This window comes from Streptomyces liliiviolaceus (assembly GCF_018070025.1).
GTDB classification, from domain to species: Bacteria; Actinomycetota; Actinomycetes; order Streptomycetales; family Streptomycetaceae; genus Streptomyces; species Streptomyces liliiviolaceus.
In genome coordinates, this window is record NZ_JAGPYQ010000001.1 from 7,587,317 (window position 1) to 7,604,790 (window position 17,474).

13 protein-coding genes and 1 pseudogene are annotated in these 17,474 nt (G+C 69.1%); 11 read left to right on the forward strand and 3 right to left on the reverse strand.

Annotated features, from left to right (window positions below; all coding sequences use genetic code 11):
* Window positions 1-11: 11 nt before the first annotated feature.
* From J8N05_RS32345 to J8N05_RS32370, 6 genes are all read left to right on the forward strand, one after another.
* The gene (locus J8N05_RS32345) at window positions 12-2,915 is read left to right on the forward strand and encodes a lantibiotic dehydratase (RefSeq protein ID WP_210889080.1); all 2,904 of its coding nucleotides are present in this window, start codon (window positions 12-14) and stop codon (window positions 2,913-2,915) included.
* Complete coding sequence (locus J8N05_RS32350) at window positions 2,912-4,156, forward strand: lanthionine synthetase C family protein (protein ID WP_210889082.1); 1,245 nt, start codon at window positions 2,912-2,914, stop codon at window positions 4,154-4,156. Before J8N05_RS32345 ends, J8N05_RS32350 begins: the two co-directional genes overlap by 4 nt.
* Before the next feature lie 37 nt (window positions 4,157-4,193).
* A complete protein-coding gene (locus tag J8N05_RS32355) occupies window positions 4,194-5,096 on the forward strand; it encodes an endonuclease/exonuclease/phosphatase family protein (protein WP_210889084.1) in 903 nt (300 codons plus the stop codon).
* Window positions 5,093-5,923 (forward strand): thiopeptide-type bacteriocin biosynthesis protein, encoded by an 831-nt coding sequence (locus J8N05_RS32360; protein ID WP_210889086.1) that lies wholly within the window; start codon window positions 5,093-5,095, stop codon window positions 5,921-5,923. Before J8N05_RS32355 ends, J8N05_RS32360 begins: the two co-directional genes overlap by 4 nt.
* Window positions 5,907-7,040 (forward strand): hypothetical protein, encoded by a 1,134-nt coding sequence (locus J8N05_RS32365; RefSeq protein WP_210889087.1) that lies wholly within the window; start codon window positions 5,907-5,909, stop codon window positions 7,038-7,040. Before J8N05_RS32360 ends, J8N05_RS32365 begins: the two co-directional genes overlap by 17 nt.
* Before the next feature lie 260 nt (window positions 7,041-7,300).
* Window positions 7,301-9,196 carry an ATP-binding cassette domain-containing protein gene (locus J8N05_RS32370; protein WP_210889088.1) on the forward strand — a complete coding sequence of 632 codons (1,896 nt, stop codon included), beginning with the start codon at window positions 7,301-7,303 and terminating at the stop codon, window positions 9,194-9,196.
* Between the two features lie 483 nt (window positions 9,197-9,679).
* Here the strand turns inward: J8N05_RS32370 and J8N05_RS32375 are convergent, their stop codons facing one another.
* The 3 genes from J8N05_RS32375 to J8N05_RS32385 form a co-directional block, all read right to left on the reverse strand.
* Window positions 9,680-10,768, reverse strand: coding sequence for a tyrosine-type recombinase/integrase (locus J8N05_RS32375; protein WP_210889089.1), 1,089 nt, complete (start codon window positions 10,766-10,768; stop codon window positions 9,680-9,682).
* A gap of 66 nt (window positions 10,769-10,834) precedes the next feature.
* Window positions 10,835-11,041, reverse strand: a complete 207-nt coding sequence (locus J8N05_RS32380; RefSeq protein WP_210889090.1) for a helix-turn-helix domain-containing protein — start codon at window positions 11,039-11,041, stop codon at window positions 10,835-10,837.
* Between the two features lie 464 nt (window positions 11,042-11,505).
* Window positions 11,506-11,787, reverse strand: coding sequence for a helix-turn-helix domain-containing protein (locus J8N05_RS32385; protein ID WP_210889091.1), 282 nt, complete (start codon window positions 11,785-11,787; stop codon window positions 11,506-11,508).
* A 259-nt stretch (window positions 11,788-12,046) separates the two neighbouring features.
* Here J8N05_RS32385 and J8N05_RS32390 point away from each other — a divergent pair, with 259 nt between their 5' ends.
* The 5 genes and pseudogenes from J8N05_RS32390 (at window position 12,047) to J8N05_RS32410 (ending at window position 17,366) form a co-directional block, all read left to right on the forward strand.
* On the forward strand, window positions 12,047-12,946 hold the full coding sequence (locus J8N05_RS32390) for a hypothetical protein (RefSeq protein WP_210890533.1): 900 nt from the start codon (window positions 12,047-12,049) through the stop codon (window positions 12,944-12,946).
* Between the two features lie 47 nt (window positions 12,947-12,993).
* A complete protein-coding gene (locus tag J8N05_RS32395; protein WP_210889092.1) occupies window positions 12,994-13,653 on the forward strand; it encodes an ATP-binding protein in 660 nt (219 codons plus the stop codon).
* A gap of 879 nt (window positions 13,654-14,532) precedes the next feature.
* Entirely contained in the window at window positions 14,533-14,877 is a 345-nt protein-coding gene (mobC, locus tag J8N05_RS32400; protein ID WP_247706599.1) for a plasmid mobilization relaxosome protein MobC, read from the forward strand.
* Window positions 14,874-16,613 (forward strand): relaxase/mobilization nuclease domain-containing protein, encoded by a 1,740-nt coding sequence (locus J8N05_RS32405; protein WP_210889095.1) that lies wholly within the window; start codon window positions 14,874-14,876, stop codon window positions 16,611-16,613. The genes mobC and J8N05_RS32405 overlap by 4 nt, the downstream gene beginning before the upstream one ends.
* Before the next feature lie 219 nt (window positions 16,614-16,832).
* Window positions 16,833-17,366, forward strand: a pseudogene (locus tag J8N05_RS32410) (NUDIX hydrolase).
* Window positions 17,367-17,474: the final 108 nt, after the last annotated feature.

Below are 17,474 nucleotides of genomic sequence, written 5' to 3' on the forward strand. Positions count from 1 at the left end.
AGGAGGGGCGTATGTATCGCCACCTTGATGCGGCCCTGGTCCGGGCGTCTGCATGGCATCCCGAGCGCCAGATCGTTTGGCCTGATCTCACTGGCGCGTGCGCGGGCCCAGCGTCCTGGCGGGCGTGGCTCCAACACGTCTGGTGTGACAACGACTTCGCGGCAGCCGTCAGGGCGGCCAGCCCCGACCTCGCGAGCAGTGTGGATCAGGTCTACGCCGGCCAGCCGGTACCTGCCGCTGCCGTGTGGCGCACGGTGGTCGCGATGATGCGCTACCTGCTGCGTGCTCGCAGCCGGGCGACCCCGTTCGGCCTGTTCGCTGGCGTCGCGGCCGTACGAATAGGTACGGTGCCCGCGCTCCGTGTCGGCACCGGTCACCGCGCCGCCGCCAGAGCAGACGCGGCGCGGAGTACGGCCCTCATCGACCGCTTTGAGCAGCACCCGGCGTTGCGGCCCCACTTGATGCTGCTCGCCTCCAGCCTCCTCGTCGAACGCGACGGGTGCGGGGTGATAGAGCACCGCCCGAGCGGAACCCCCGATCGGCGCCCCGACCACATGCAGATCCGCATGACCGCGCCGGTCCGCGAGGCTCTGGACGGGGCACGGACACCGGTCCTGTGGAGTGACCTCGCCACGAAATTGACCACCAGCTTCCCGAGCGCGCCGCCGTCCGTGATCGACGGCCTCATCGCAGACCTGGTCAGGCAGCGCGTCCTGCTCACCAGCCTCCGCCCGGCGATGACCGTCACCGACCCACTCGCCGCCCTCCTCGACCACGCAGCTCACCTCCCGCCCACTGACGCAGCAGAGATCCAGTCCGTTCCCAGGACCGCGCTCGACCTGCGGGTGGACTGGGACCTGACCGTACCTACGGCCGTCATACAGGAGGCGGCAGCGGCAGCGAAGGCGCTCATCCGCCTCGCGCCACAAGCGTCCCTGACTGGCTGGGCCCAGTGGCATCGCCACTTTCTGGAGCGGTATGGTCCGCGGGCGGTCGTCCCCGTCCTGGACGCGATCGACATGCTCGGCTACCCGTCCGGGTTCGTGGGCGCCACCACTACGCCGACGCCTTCCCCACTGCCCGACCGGGTCGGCCGCCTCATCAAACTCGCGCACACCGCCGGTATGCAGCGCCACCTCGAAATCCAGCTCGACGATGCGGTGATCGAGGATCTGGCCACCGTCGATCCGGTCCATCCCGTCCAGCCGAGCACTGAACTGACCGTTCGCATCGATGCCGATAGCGTTGCCGCCCTCCAGCAGGGGGATTTCACGCTGCACGTGGTCGGGGTGGCGCGCTCGGCCGGCGCGACCACCGGACGCTTCCTCCACCTGCTCGACGCCGATGACCGCCGCCGCATGACCGAGGCGTACGGCGCTCTGCCCGCGGTGCACCGAGACGCGCTCCCCGCACAGATCAGCTCAACTCCCTTAACGACGCTCACGGAGAACGTCGCGCGCGCCCCACAGGCGACCGACTTGGTGATATCGCTCGGCGACTACCACGGCCCGGACACCTATCTTGTCCCCGTCACGGACCTCGCGGTGACCGCAGACGCCGAACGGCTGCACCTCGTCTCGCTGTCCTGTGCCCGCCCGGTCCACACACTGCTGCTCAACGCCGTGGACCTGGGCCACCACTCGCACCCGCTGTGCCGCTTCCTGACGGAGGCACCCGCCGCGCTGGCCGTCCCCTGCACCGGGTTCAGGTGGGGGACTGCAGCCTCCCACCTGCCGTTCCTGCCCGCGCTGCGCTACGGCCGGACGATCCTCTCCCCGGCCCGTTGGCTCCTCACGCACGAGGACCTGCCGCCCACGTCGGCGCCATGGCCGCAGTGGGACGAGGCACTGGCGCGATGGCGGCGCGAAGTCCATCTGCCCGAGCGGGTGTACCTGAGCGAGGACGATCAGCACATGGCCCTGGACCTGGCGGAGCCCTCTCACCGGGCCCTGGTGCGCGTCCACCTGGACCGCGACGGCACCGTGACGCTGTACCCGGCACCGCACCCGAAGGACCTGGGCTGGACCGGCGGCCGTGCCCACGAAGTCGTCATTCCCCTGAGCACCGAGCAGAACATCACCCCCGTCCGGGTGGCGGGCGGCGCCGTCCCCCGGGAGCACAGTCACCTGCCCGGATGCAGAAACCGCATCTCCCTTCACCTCCACGGTCATCGCGACCGGCAGACCCCCATCCTGACCCGGCACCTCGCCGCCCTGCTGGACGAACTTGGCGCTCCCCAATGGTGGTTCGTCCGCTACCGGGACCCCGACGACCACCTTCGTGTCCGCTTGACCTGCCTGCCCGGCACCCTTGGCCCTGCCTTCGAGGCGGTCGGCCACTGGACCCGCGGCCTGCGGCAACGCGGTCTGATCACTCACGCCAGTGTGGAGACCTACCACCCGGAGACCGCCCGTTTCGGCGGCCCCACCACCGTCGATGCGGCCGAACGATACTTCGCCACCGACTCCGCCGCCGCCATGGCGCAGCTCAACATCGCGGTAGGAACGGAGGTCCCCGACCCTCGTGCGGTGACCGCCGCGAGCATGGTGGACATCGCGGTGGGCGTGCTCGGCGACAGCGCTGCGGCGATGCAGTGGCTGATCAAGCACACGCGCACCGATCCGGCCGCTCCGCCCCGCGCCGTCTACCGCCAAGCCGTCGACCTGGTGAACACGACCACAGGCAGCTTGGGCGAGCACGTCACCGCAGCCTGGTCCGCGCGCCGCGGTGCGCTGGCCGACTACCGCCGCGCGCTCACGGACGCAGCCCTCCATCCGGACGAGCTGCTGCCGGACCTGCTGCACCTTCACCACGTACGAATGCACGGGCCGGGACTGCCTGAGGAACGCACCCACCTTCACCTGGCCAAGGCCGCTGCCCTCAGCTGGACAGCACGCGCAAGGAGTACACCGTGATCACCGCCGCTCCCACTCCCACGACGCTGGCGAGCGTCGACTATCTGGCCGACGCGCTGGCCGAGCCGGGCACCGCATGGCCCGGCGGACGCCCCGACGGCGGCCGGTCCTGGCCACAGTCGCTCGCGGGAGGAGCCTCAGGCATCGCCCTTCTACACATCGAGCGCGCCCGGACCGGGCACGGTGACTGGGACACCGCGCACGTCTGGCTGAAGGCGGCGGTGCAGGGCGAGGTCAGCGCCGCGGCCAACGCGAACCTGTACTTCGGCGCTCCCACCCTCGCATACGTGATGCACCGGGCGTCCAGCGCATCGAGCCGCTACCTGCCAGTCCTTGACCGCCTGGACGCCGCCACCCTCGCCCTCACCCGAACCAGGCTGGCCGCCGCCCACCTGCGCATCAGTCGTGCCGAGCACCCCCTCATGGAGGAGTTCGACCTGATCCGCGGTCTGTCCGGCCTGTGCGCCTACCACCTCAGCCGCCACCCGCACCACGAGATCACCGCGGACGTCGTCACCTACCTGGTCCGCCTGACCGAGCCCCTCCCCAGCCCGGCCGGGCTGCCGCCGTGGTGGACGGACGCCGCTCCCAGCGGCGTCCTTCACCCCGACTACCCCGGCGGGCACGGCAACGTCGGGCTCGCCCACGGCATCGGCTCCACCCTCGGCGTCCTGTCGCTTGCCCTGCTCGGCGGGCCGGCCGTGCCCGGCATCGCCGACGCGATCGCGAGGATCTGCGCCTGGACGGACCACTGGCGCCAAGGCGACCAGAGGGCGCCCTGGTGGCCGGGGCACCTCTCGGCGGAGCAGGTGACCGCCCACCAGGTTCATTCCGCTCTTCGGCCCCGGCCGTCCTGGTGCTACGGCGTCGGCGGCACCGCCCGTGCCCAGCAGCTGGCCGGACTCGCCCTGGGCGACCCGGCACGCGTCGCGATGGCCGAGACCGCGATCCTCGCCGCCCTACGAGACCCACTCCAGCTGGATGCGCTCCCTGAGACCGGTTTGTGCCACGGCATGGCCGGACTCCTTCACGCGGCGTGGCGGATGGCCACCGAGACGGACAACCCCGAGATCGCCGCGGAGTTGCCGAGCCTTACCGACCGCCTGATCACCGCACTCGACCAGAGCGACCCCGGCCCGGAACTCCTCGAAGGAACGGCCGGAGCAGCACTCGCCCTGCACACCGTGGGCACGGGTAGGGCGCCCGCGCCGCACTGGGACACCTTCCTCGCTCTGGCGTGATGCCGTGCCCATCCGTACCGACACCGAAGGGTCTGAAGTGACCGACCTCGTGACCGTCGCCGTGTGGAACATCGAGGCCGACGGCGGCCGTAACGGCGAACACCGGGATCTCGCACTCGACGTCCTGACCGAGTTCGAGCCGGACATCTTCCTCCAGCAGGAAGCCAAGTTCAGCCGTGATCGGGGCAGTGAACGCCTGCACGCCGCGGAGAACCGGCTGGGCTTGCGCGGGTTCCTCTCCGCGCCCAATCCGCACGCGGACGCCGACATCGCGACCGCCGTCTACCTGCGGCCCACGATGTTCGACGTCGTGGAGGCACGCCCCCGCGCCAAGCCGTGGTGGCTGCACCCCTGCCACGTGGTCGCGCGGCTGGGCGCCTGTCCGGTCCCTCTCAACCTCCTCTCCCTCCATATGTGCTGCTTCGACGCCAACCAGCGTCTGACGGAGGCATGTTGGACGGCCATGCATGCGGGTGGGGTCACTCTCGCCGCCGGTGACACCAACAGCTACCCGCATAATCCCGAACGCCTCGCCCTGCCCGACTGGGCCGCGGTGACCGACCGTGCGCACATGGTCCACCGGACCTTCCTCGACGCCGACGGGCACCGCCACAGCGACACCCGCCCCGACGCCGCCCTGACCGACGCCGGCTACCTCGACCTCGCCCGGTACGCCGCCGACCACCTCGGTCAACCTGAGGCACTCAACGCCACTGCCGGACAGCGCAAGCTCGACCAGGGCGGTCCCCAGCGCATCGACCGTGCCTATGGGACAGGCGGCCTCGCCTCCGCGCTGCACAGCGTCGAAGTCGTCGACAACGACGACACCCGGGAAGCCTCCGACCACTCGCTCCTGATCCTGCGCTTCTACCAAGTGCGGCTCGAACGCGTGCTGACACCGCCTCTGGCCGCTGCCCACACCGCGGAGGCACTCCGATGACCTTGTCCTCCTGGTGCCAGGCCAATATCGCGTTCACGGACTGGGACAGCGCCGAGTCCCTCGCGGTGTCCCGACTCGCACCCATTCTGCGGGCCGCCGAGGACGAAGGTGTCCTTGCCCGCTGGTTCATCATCCGCAAGAGCCCCTGCTGGCGTGTGCGCTACCTGCCCGGCGCCGGAGGAGCAGAGCGCATCAGCCAGGGCTTCGACGCACTGGTGGGCGAGGGGGTCACCACGGCGTGGACAGAGATCGTCTACGAACCCGAGGAGAACGCCTTCGGCGGCGCCGAAGCCATGGCAAGCGCGCACCGCCTCTTCCACCACGACAGCCGCACCCTGCTCGAACACCTCCAGGGAGAGGGCGGCGCGCACCGGCGCGAGACATCCGTAATGCTGTGCAGTCTCCTCATGCGCTCCGCCGGGCTGGACTGGTACGAACAGGGCGACGTCTGGGCCCGCGTCGGTGCCCACCGAGGGCTGCCCCCAGGTGTCACCTCAGAGAGTCGCGAGCAACGACAAGCTGCCGTGCATCGGTTGATCTCCGCGAACGGGGACGAACTGATGCGCGCCGGCGGGCCGCTGGCACACCTGGCGGACTGGGCCCGCGCCTATGCCGTTGCCGGGCGGGATCTGGCCCACCTCATGGAGTTGGGGCGGCTTCACCGCGGCCTACGCGACGTCCTCGCGCACCACGTGCTGTTCGCCTGGAACCGCATAGGCCTCCCCTACGCCACTCAGGCCGTTCTCGCCGACGCCGCGAAAACCGTCATCTTCGGCCCGGACCCCACCACAGAAGGGAGCGCCGCGAACCATGTGGGCAATCCCTGATGTCCTGGCCCGGCGCTTCCCGCTCATCGCCCGCCCCCGCCCGCCCACTCTCCCCCTGCCCCAGCGTGTTCGAGCGCTCGCCGAACTCGCCGCACGGGTGGCGAAGACCGGCGACGCGAGCATCGCCTCCACGGTCTACAACCAGGCCGCACTGATCGCCTCCGACACCGGCATGCCGGACGTCGCCCGCGCGCTGTGCCGTCAGCATGCTGCCGCCTACCTAGACGCCGCCCCCTTGTCCGGCCGGGCCGCGATCCGTGCCCTCGAACCCGTGGTCAACCTTGCCCGTCTCGACATCCGTGCTGGGCACTATGCCGACGGCCGCCATAGGCTCCTCCAGTTGTTCGACGCAGTCAGCACCAGCGTCTCCATCGCCGTGTTCGAAGACATCGTCGTGCCACCCGACCTCACCTCAACAGCGAGCGACCGCCAAGAGATCCGCGCCTGGCTGTGGCGAGTCCTCCTCGCCGATGGCACCCGCGCACTGACCGCCGCCGGCCGCTGGACGGAAGCACTCGCCCACGTCGAGGCACACCACGGCGTCGGGCAGCGCATGCTCGACGGCCGCCAGGTCGCCGTCCTCGCCGCGCTCTCCACCGGAAACACCGGCGACGCCAACAACCTTCTGAACGACACGAAGCCCGGGGAACCTTGGGAGGAAGCGGTCACCGACTGCCTGACCGCCATGTGCCACCGGGCAACAGGACTGCCCTGGGAGCGCACCCTGCAGAACCTGGTGACCACCTACCTCGGACACCAAGAAGAGGAAGCTCTGACCGTGTTCTACACGCGGCTCGGGCTCGCCGTCCTGGACGTGATTGCCTCGCCCGAGAGATCCGAAGCGCGCCTCGTGGCCGAGGAGTTGCACCGCAGAGCGATCAAGGCGTCCGACGGCTATGCCGTCCGAGACATCCTGGCGCACCCCCTGTGTGCCGCCCTCGCTACCGATCGAGAGGCGCAAGACTGCCGGACTCTTCTCACCGCCTGCGCCCTCGGAGCTGGAACGCTCACCGAGGAGCTACGTGGCCAACTGGACCATGCCGTGCGTACGAGCGACCACACGATCCGGGAAAGCCTTGCCCGCCAAGATCATTCTTACCCAATTGGGCAAGAATGATCTTGATTGGGTCGACGCCCCTACATCACTGCGAGCCGATCAGCACGTGGAAACCTCATGCGCCACAGGCGTCACAGGCTTCGGCGATTCGGCCAGATCTGCACCGCTCCGAGCCGTGCCAGTGCGGCGATCCCGCGCACATCCCCTTGCGATTCAAGGGCTCACGCGCGTCCGAAATCGAGCGTGTTCGAATCCCGTGGCATGTCGTTATGCCGGGCACCGCCGAGCCATCCAGGTGCTGCCACAACCCCCAAGGAGGGATGCAGGTGACTGCGACTGACGCCTCGACTTCAGACAAGGAAGCGCCACCCCCTCCGCCGCCGGCCACCATCGCCTTCGAAGGCGTGCACGGGAGGAACCCGCTGGCAGACGCCAGTTTCGGAGCCATGTGCCGGCGCCTTCCGTCCGTACTCGGACACACGGCACGGATGGCCTGGGCAGTTGACAGGACCGGCGTCGTGCTTCTCCTCGCCTGCCAGTTGCTCACCGGTGCCGCGGCGGCTGTCGTCCTCGCGTTCACCGCTCAGGCGATGACTCATCTCCTAGGCACCGGCGCCGTGTCCGAACGCCTGCACGCCGCCATGCCCGCCCTGGTCGTCGTCGCAACGGCCGCGGGCATCGGCCGCATCAGCAGCGCCCTGTCCTCCTACGCCGACACCCGGATCACACCTCTGCTGATGACCGAGGCGGACATCACCCTCGTCGCCGCCGTATGCCGCGTGGAGGCATCCGCATACGGCGAGGACGGCTTCGCCGACCAGCAAGAAGCCGCCGAAGTCGGCGTCACCCGCACCCGGACGATGCTGCAAGACGCCCAGCGGTTCATGTCCGCCCTGATCCGTATGGTCGCCGCGAGCGGGGTCATCACCACCCTGCACCCGCTCATGCTGCCCTTGCTCCTCCTGGCCGTTCTCCCGGCCGGCGTCGGAGCCGTGCTCTCCGCACGCATCGACTACGAGACCCACTACCTCAACGTCGGCGACCGCAACGTGCGCTCGATGATGCGCTGGTGGGCCACCTACTCCCGCTACGGCGACGAGGTCCGCGCCAACGGCATGACCGGCTACCTCATCTACTGGTACCGCGCCCTGTCCGATCGAGTCGATCAGCGAACCTTGACCGCGGCTCCGCGGATGCTCCGCATCGTCCTGGCCACCAGTGCCCTGGGCGGGCTCTTCCTCCTGGGCACCTGGGCCACTCTCGCCTGGCTGGCCACCACCGGCCGCGTCGCGCTGCCCATCGCGGCCACCGCGATCGTCGCCGTGCAGACCACGCTGGCCGCGCTGTCCCAGTTCGTCATCCACGGCGCCGCGATGTTCCACACCTCGCTGTACCTGGCCGACATGCGGTCCTTCCTCGACATGGCCAGCAGGCGGGCGCCGAAGCGAGGGGACTTGGAGATCCCGCCACGCGTGGAAGAGATCTGCCTCGACGAAGTCGTCTACCGCTACCCCGGCAAGGACGACCCGGCAGTCGCAGGCGTCTCGCTCACGCTCCGCCGCGGTGAGATCCTGGCCATCGTCGGCGAGAACGGCTCCGGCAAGTCCACCCTGGCCAAGCTCATCACCGGCATCCTCCTCTCCGACAAGGGCCGCGTCCTGTGGGACGGGATCGACCTCGCCCATGCCGACCCCGACGCGGTATGGAAACGCACCGCGCTGGTTCCTCAGAACTTCGCCTGCTGGCCCCTGCGCACCCGCGAGAACATCACCCTCGGTCAACCACACACGTACGACGACGGACCGGTGTGGGACGTCGTCGACGCCGTCGGAATGCGAGAGGCCATCGAGAAGCTGCCCCAGCAGCTAGACACCCTTCTCGCCAAGGAACTGTGGGGCGGCGCCGAACTGTCCGGCGGACAGTGGCAGCGACTCGTGTGCGGGCGGGCGCTGTACCGTCAGACGCCACTGTTGATCTTGGATGAACCGACCTCGCAGATGGACGCCCGCGGCGAACACGGCATCTTCCTGGAGATCAGGCGAATCGCCGCCCAGCGTATGACGATCGTAGTCACCCACCAGCTCGAAAACACCAGGCTCGCCGACCGCATTCTTGTCATGGACAAGGGCCAAGTCATCGAACAGGGTACGTACGAAGACCTGGTCAACGGTGGAGGCTTGTTCGCGGAACTCGCCGCTCTGGCCAAGGACCGGTAGGGCCCCTAACGGATATCTGCCCGCCAAGACGCACCGTGCGGCACTGATGGCGCTCCAGCAGTCCGGGAATCTGCTCGCGGGAGGTCTGACGCCGGCAGGCCAGGGTCGGACAGGCCAGCCGCCGTACGCGCAGCTGGTCGACGACCTGGTGGCCGTCGACCAGCATGCCCCTCACTGTTCGGCGGTGATAACCGTGCACCTTCGCCGTCGGCGTCCCGTACACCGGACACGGCACCGCCACGTCCCGGGTCTGGGCCAAGACCATCACCGCGTCACCGCCGTCCTCGACAACCAGAGGCGAAAGCCCCGAAAACACCCTCCCCATGAGGGAGTTGATATCCACCACAAGATCATGATCAAGGGCGGCTACTCGACATCACCACCGACTACGGAACGTCTTACAGTCCCACCTCGCCCGTTCAGACGTCACCTGCTGTAAGACGCCTTCGCCCCTGTCCGGCGCGGACAGGGGCGAAGGAACGTTCATGTGGTGATGGTGAGCGGGTTTTCCATGCTTTTCCAGGCTCCGAGGACGGCCTTGTGCGCGTCCGGCTGCAGGTGGGCGTAGCGCTGGGTGGTCTGGAAGCTCTCGTGGCCGAGGAGGTGTTGGACCTCGTAGAGCGAGACTCCCTTCTGGACGAGCCATGAGGCGCAGGTGTGGCGCATGGAGTGTGGCGGGTAGTGCGGGACGAGCTGCAGCTCGCCGTCGTCGCCGAAGTGGTACGCGGCCTCGACGGCGGGCCACCACGTCTGCCGGCGCCAGTTGCTGTCGGCTAGCAGGCGCCCGGAGCGGCCCCTGGTGATGGTGGTGAACACCACCGCGTCGCGGTCGAGCCGGTGGATGTGGCGTTCGAACGCTTCCAGGACGTGGGGTGGGAGCGGGACCTCCCGGCGGCTCTTGGAGCTCTTGGGGTATTCCTTGATGCCGCTTTTGGTGTTGACCTCCACCACGAACAGGCGCGAGCGGCGCACGTCGATGCGGTGGCGGTGCAGGCCGGAGAGTTCTCCCCAGCGCAGTCCGGTGTAGAAGCCGAGCAGGCACATCGTCCGCCAGGCGGGGGCGAGTTGGTCCAGGATGCTCTGCGCCTGGTCGGGCGTGAACCACTGCGGTGGTTTGACCGCGATGGGCGGCAGATCGATGCTGCGGCACGGGCTCACCGCGATCACATCATCGTCGACCGCCGCACGCATGATCGACGACGTCAGGTTGTAGGCCCGCTTGATCGCAGCAGGGCCCGCGCCCTTGTCGACCAGGGAGCGGATCCAAGTCTGGACGTCCATGCGGGTGATGGCCCGCATCTCCCAGTCCGCCCAGTGGGGCATGACGTGGTTCTTGATGCTCGACGCGTCGCCGCGCAGGGTGTGTGGTTCGACGATGCGGGCGTTCCACCATCGGTCGTGCCACTCCCGGAACGAGATTTCACCGGCCCGCGGGTCGCGCACTGCTCCACGGGCGAACTGGGTCTCCAACTCGATGCCCCAGGCCCGCGCCTGGGCCTTGAGGGGGAAGGACTCGCTGAACCGGTCGCCGGTTCGGTTGCGTACGGTCGCCTGCCACCTGCCGGACTTCAATTTACGCAGGTACGTGGTACTGCTCCTTCACGCAGGGACGGTGAGGGCCGGAGTGACGGTGAGAGATCACCGGCGGGCGCGTGGGGAAGCGACCAGCCTGCTGGCGATGAACTCCTCCAGCTCTGCGGCGGGGACACGGACTCGGGAGCGTTGCGTGCCGGTGTGCAGGTCGACGACGGGAAGGTCCCCGGCGGCGATGAAGCGGTAGACGGTGCGGCGGTCGACGTCCAGGGCGGCGGCCACGGCAGGGATGGACAGCAAACGGGCAGGCATGGGCGACTCCTTGGAGACATGGAGGGGAGGAAAGAGCCGGCGATTGGATTTCGCCGGGCTGGCGGGCGGTCTAGGACGAAGGTCGACCAGCCCGGTCAGGGCAGTGGGACCGCATCGCCCGGGAGATGCGTCACGTGATGGCCGCAGTGAGGTGCGGACCGCCGAAGGTCGGGATGCGTGCGGCGGCGGGCCCGTCTCCGGATCTTGGGCCGGAGCGCGGAGCGGTTATTACTGCTTGAGTGAGTGGGCTGTGCCCGTCATGATGGCAAAGGCTGGCCCCGAAGACTCCTCTTCAATCCTTTTCAGAAGGGCCCGAATGCGCCCCTCGAAGAGCAACAAGGAGTCGCCTATTGCGGGCTGCGGCAAACTGCTCGACTCCTCACACACAAGTTAGAGCCACGTCGGCGCTCTCGGTCGTTCAATGGTCTTGAGAATCGCCGGTTTGGCCAACCGGCGATCGTCGGCTATATTCCCCCGCCGTCGGCCCAGGGAGGCGTACCGGCATCGCCGAGGAGCGCCTGCGGGGTCACACCGAGGGCGGTGGCGATGGCCACGAGGTCGTCGACGTCGCAACGGCGAACTCGCCTTTCCAAGCGGGAGAGTTGGGTGAAGGTCAGGGGCCGGCCGAGGGCGGTGACGCGGGCGGCGAGGTAGCGCTGCGAGTAGCCGCGCGTGGTGCGCAGGCGCTCTATGGCGTGTGCGGCGGCTTGTCCGGCGGGGCCGATTTCGAGGGGGCATGGCGGCATGGGTGTGTTGTAGCTTGCTTTCCCGAGCCAGGGGAAGCGGTGTGGTGTCTGCCGTGAGCGATGCACGCGAGGTGCCGGTTACCGGCACCTTTTTCCTTGACCGGCGTTTCGGGTTTATGGTTTCCCGGCCCCGCACGACTACTGGAGAGTTTGTAGGTCAACTCTGGACTTGTGCGCGGTGGGTGTGGCTGTGTTGTCCACGTGCCCCGGCATTTCGCCGGTACAGCGCCCCGAATCGCGACGAAGGTGGTCGATCGACATCGCCCGTATCCGCACCATCAAGCCCGAAGCGTTCGCCTCAGAGTCGTTGGCGATGGTGTCCCTGTCCGCGGAGCGGACGTTCTTCGGGCTGCTCACGCAGGCCGACGACCGCGGCCGGTTCCGCGACCAGGCCGCGGTCATCGCCGGCCTGCTGTGGTCGCTGCGCCCGGACCACGGCCCCGTGGGCGTCGACGACGACCTCAGCCAGCTCCAGAACGCCGGGCTGATCTGCCGCTACGAAGGATGCGACGGCAAGCGGTACCTGCACCTCGTCACCTTCGCCCGCCACCAGAAGATCAACCGGCCCAGCGGCGTGCGCCACCCCGACTGCCCACACCACGATCTGGGCCACCCCGGCCCTGTCCGTGAGCCCGCACTGAGGACTCACGCAGACCTCACGGAGCACTCCGTGAGTCCTCACGGAGCCGAGGCGGCACCTCCGCTTGTCGAGGAAGGCGCTGGTCAGACGCCACTCCGTGAGTCCTCATCACCCACTCACGGAGGGCTCACGGAGGGGTCCGTGAGTCCTCACGGTCCGGATCTAGGACCTAGGAACGTGGATCTAGGATCTTCCCCTTCGGGGGGCGCAAGCGCCCCCGCGCCTGCGAGCGTCTCGGTGCAGGACCTGATCGGCGAGTACGTCGCCGCGTGTGCCGAACGCCCGCCGGGCAGCGTCCTGGGACACCTGGGACGCGAAGTGCGCAACCTGCTGGCCGAGGGCATCAAGGCCGACCACATCCGCGCCGCGCTGGTCCGGCAGCGGGCCAAGGGAGTGCACCCCAGCGTGCTGCCCAGCCTCGTCAACGACGTGATGAACACACCCACACGCAGCACCGCCCCGCGCCGGGCCTGGACCAACCCGGCCGATACCGCAGCGGCTTACGGAGGCCAGCTCTGAACACCACCACCGGCACCCGCAGGCGCCCACCGCAGCCCGTCGGCGCCATGGCGGACCGTCTCGACGCCATCCTCACCGCCCGCGGCCTCGACCCCACAGCCACGGCAACGCCGCCACCGGAGGAACCGGTCAGCGCCCTGGAACTGGCCGACAGACGCATCCCCGCCCGCTACCGCGGCGCCCTCGCCGACCACCCCCAGATCACCGCCTGGGCCACTCAAATAGCCCGAACAGGACGCCCAGGCCCAGCCGGCGCACCCGGTATCTCCGAGGGTGGCTCACTGCTGATCGTCGGCCCCACCGGTACGGGCAAGACCCACCAGGCATACGGCGCCATCCGCACCCTCCTGCACCGAGGTGTGCGCCTGCGCTGGGAAGCCACCACCAGCGCCGATCTCCACGCCCGACTGCGCCCCAGCTCCCGCACCGGGCACGACAGCGAACGCGAGCTGCAGACCCTGGCCCGCTGCCCGCTGCTGCTCCTGGACGACCTCGGCGCGGCCAAGACGAGCGAGTGGACCGAGGAGCTGACCTACCGGCTCATCAACCACCGCTACGAACACCTGCTCCCCACCCTCATCACCACCAACCTCCCCACCACCGAACTCCGCACCACCCTCGGCGACCGCGTCGCCTCCCGCCTCGCCGAAATGACCGAACGCATCATCCTCACCGGCCCCGACCGCCGACGCGAAGACCCCGCCTAGACCCACCGAGCACGCCACCCTGCAGCCGGCCGGTCGGGCCGTCCCGGTTGGGGACCGTCGCCACCTCTCGGGGGACCGTCCCGACGGCGCACTTCGGGGACCGGTCCCCAACGAACTAATCGGACCCGGGGACCGGGGACCGGGGACCGGGGACCGGGGACCGGGGACCGGGGACCGGGGACCGGGGACCGGGGACCGGGGACCGGGGACCGGGGACCGGGGACCGGGGACCGGGGACCGGGGACCGGGGACCGGGGACCGGGGACCGGGGACCGGGGATAACAAGCAGGACAACGCCTTACAAGAGCAGCCTCGGTCCCCGCAGCACACTCGGGGACCGACCATGCGGGGTGGCCGGGGACCGACGCCTTCGTCGCATGCCGGGACCGAGAAACGCGGGGACCGACTGGCACCACGGTCCCCTCAAGCGGGGACCAACCCCGGGGACCGGTCCCCGGGACCGGATGAAGAAGACCGGTCCCCACGGTCCCCGATCCGATGCATCCCCGCAGGACCGTCCCGGTCTTGACTGGCCTCTCTCACGCCGCGACCACCACGGACCGCGCCCCGCCTCAAATACTTCGTCAAGGGACTTCCATGCATCAGCGTCACCCTCAGACGTCCACCGAGGCACACCAGAACGCGACCTCCCCAGCCCCAAACCGCACAGCAAGTTGGAGGTTCGGACACTCCCCCGCAGGGGGTACGCCCGAACCCGGCCCCGCCCCGGGGGTGGCGGGGCCCGTCCGGCGCCAGGGGGCGCCGGACGGGAAGGCTGCGACCGAGGGCGGACCGCAGCCAGACAAGACCAGCCGCAAGCGCAGGGCCAGGAAGGCGACGTCGCGGCCGCGTGACAAGAAGCAGCGCCCCGCTCACAGCGTGCGCCTGAACGCACAAGAACTCGCCATCATCCAGTCCGGCGCCGACCACGTCGGCATGAGTGTGGCCGGGTTTATGGCCCACTGCGCCCTGGCCGCCGCCCGCGACCAGTCGCGCACCGCGGCAGCGATCGCCACTGACCACGACATCCTGATGGCCTTGTTCGGGGTGCGCCGTCAGTTCGGCTGGGCCGGCAGCAACGTCAACCAGATCGCCAAGGCCCTCAACTCCGGTGGCGACGCAACGCACTTGGACGCCGTCCTCGCCGACCTGCAACGTGCCGCACAAGCCGTCCAGCGAGCGGCAGACCGGGTCGAAAACCGGCAGGAGGACCGAGCAGTTTGATCCCCCGGATCCACCAGCAGGGCAGCAACACCCTCGGACTCCTGCACTACCTGTACGGCAAGGGCACCCACGAGGAGCACGTCGACCCACATCTGGTCGCTTCCTTCGATGGCATGGCCCCCGACCCCGGGCGCGACCCTTCGGTGACGAAGAAGGACCTCCAGCACCTCCTCGACCAGCCCCTGTCCCTGCTCACCACCGACCAGCGTCCCGAGAAGCACGTCTGGCACTGCTCGGTGCGCGCTGCCCCCGACGACCCGATCCTGTCCGACGAACAGTGGGCCGGCATCGCCCGCCGCATGGTGGCCGCCACTGGCATCGACCCCGGTGACGGCGCCGGCTGCCGCTGGGCCGCCGTCCGGCACGCCGACGACCACATCCACATCATCGCCACCCTCATCCGCGAGGACGGCCGCCGCCCCGACCACCACCGCTCCGGCCAACGCGCCCAGACCGAATGCCGTCTGATCGAAAAGGAACTCGGCCTGCACCAGGTCGCATCCGGAGACGGCACCGCCGCCAAGCGGGCCACCAGCGCCGAACGCCACAAAGCCAAGCGCCAAGGCCACGGGCGCACCGCTCGCGATCAACTGCGCGAGTTGGTGCGTCGTGCAGTGGCCGGCGCGATGGGCGAGGACGAGTTCTTCGACCGGCTGGCCGCCACCGGCGTGCTGATCCGCAAGCGCCTCGCGCCCTCCGGTGACCTGCTCGGATACAAGGTCGCCCTCCCCCAGGACCGCAACAAGGACGACGAGCCGGTCTTCTACGCCGGCTCCACCCTCGCACCCGACCTGTCCCTGCCCCGCATCCGCGACCGCTGGACCCTCCCCGAAGAAACTGCCACCGCCTCGGCAGACAGCTCCAGCCCGCACCAGCCCTCCCTGCCACAGGTGACAGGTCCCGCATTCGCACGGCGCCGGGCCACCGCCGCCGCATGGCAAGCCCTGCTGATCATCGACCACGGCGACGACGGCACCGCGGCAGCCCAGATCGCAGCGGGCGGAGAAATCCTGGACGCACTCGCCACGACCTCCGCCGCCCGCACCCGCGCCTCCCTCCGTGCAGCGGCCCTTACATTCGAACGAGCCGGCCGCTCCCACGTGAGAGCCGTACGCGGACACGACCGCGCTCTGCGCCACGCCGCTCGCGACCTCCTCCATAGCGGACCCGCTTCCGGCCGCGGCGAAGACGGCGCCACCACCGCCATGCTCATCGACATGGTCTTCTTCCTCGCCATCAGCTCAGCGAACTGGCACGCCAAAAGGCACCACAGCCAGCAGGCCGCCGCAGCCCACCAAGCCGCCGAACACCTCCGCACCGCCTACCAGGTGGCCGCGGCCGAGCCCATGGCCGCCCTTGGCCAGCGAGGCCGGCGACTGACACCGCGTGCCCGACAGCGACAGGCCGGCCTGCTGCATCAGGTGCTGCCGGACCTGGCCGAGCGCATCCAAACCGAAGGAAGCTGGCCCGCCCTGGCCGCCACCCTCGACGACACCCGCAAAGCTGGCCACGACCCGGCCATCCTGCTCGCTGACGCCGCCCGACGACGCGAGCTCGACACCGCCGACTCCATCAGCGACGTCCTCATATGGCGCCTACGTCGCAGCGCCCATCTACCCGCCCTGCCTGAAAATCACCACGCCGCGTCCACCCGAGACAACCGGCGTACGACGGCCCCGACACCCACCACACCAGCGGTAACCAGAGCAGTAAACGACTCCAGCCGCCAGCGCTGACCGGCGGAAAACGTGCGGTACATCGGTTCCTGTACAGCACGGCTGAGGGCTGCAGAGCTGGTAACACGACGTAGAAATCCGTGCCACGCCCTGGGACTGGCGGGCGGAGGCCATGATCACTAACCGCACATCTCGTCAGCGTGACGCAAAATGAGGAGAACTCACGCTTCATCCCAGCTGGTCTGAGATCCTGGAGTCCGATCGAGAGGGGTCGCGGGCATGGAGTGGAAGACCCACGGTGAGCGCCAGATCTACAACAACCCCTGGGTGAACCTGTGGTAAGTGGACGTCCAGCAACCGGACGGGCGCCGTTGGGAGTACCACGTCGTTCGCCTTCGGCACCTGGCCGTCGCCGCCGTGGTCAACGACCGCCAAGAGGTCTTGATGATGTGGCGGCACCGCTTCATCACCAACTCGTGGGCCTGGGAGCTCCCCATGGGGCTGGTGGACGAGGGCGAGACTCCGGAGGAAGCTGCGGCTCGCGAGGTGCTGGAGGAGACCGGCTGGCGCCCGGGTCCCATCAAGCCTCTGATCTATGCCGAGCCGGCCAACGGGATCACCGACTCGCAGCACCACGTCTTCCGCGTCGACGGTGCGACCTACTCCGGACCACCCACGGAGAAGAACGAGTCCGACCGCATCGAGTGGATCCCCCTCAGCGAGGTACGGGGAATGATCGACCGTCGCGAGGTCGTCAGCAGCGGATCTCTGGTCGGTCTGCTGTACCTGCTCATGGACGAAACGATCCGCTGACGGGCTGGCGGACCTCCCATAGCCAGGCATCGAAGGCCAGGGCTACGGGTTCCTGTCCATGAGGATCCAACTGGCCCGTGAAAGCAACTCAGGTGGCCCGGCACCCGC

Bases quoted from the DNA above. Each gene is read 5' to 3' on its own strand.
- J8N05_RS32385 (WP_210889091.1), bottom strand. From the start codon at position 11,787: ATGCCGCCATGCCCCCTCGAAATCGGCCCCGCCGGACAAGCCGCCGCA.
- J8N05_RS32380 (WP_210889090.1), bottom strand. From the start codon at position 11,041: ATGCCTGCCCGTTTGCTGTCCATCCCTGCCGTGGCCGCCGCCCTGGAC.
- J8N05_RS32370 (WP_210889088.1), top strand. From the start codon at position 7,301: ATGCAGGTGACTGCGACTGACGCCTCGACTTCAGACAAGGAAGCGCCA.
- J8N05_RS32365 (WP_210889087.1), top strand. From the start codon at position 5,907: ATGTGGGCAATCCCTGATGTCCTGGCCCGGCGCTTCCCGCTCATCGCC.
- J8N05_RS32345 (WP_210889080.1), top strand. From the start codon at position 12: ATGTATCGCCACCTTGATGCGGCCCTGGTCCGGGCGTCTGCATGGCAT.
- J8N05_RS32360 (WP_210889086.1), top strand. From the start codon at position 5,093: ATGACCTTGTCCTCCTGGTGCCAGGCCAATATCGCGTTCACGGACTGG.
- J8N05_RS32395 (WP_210889092.1), top strand. From the start codon at position 12,994: ATGGCGGACCGTCTCGACGCCATCCTCACCGCCCGCGGCCTCGACCCC.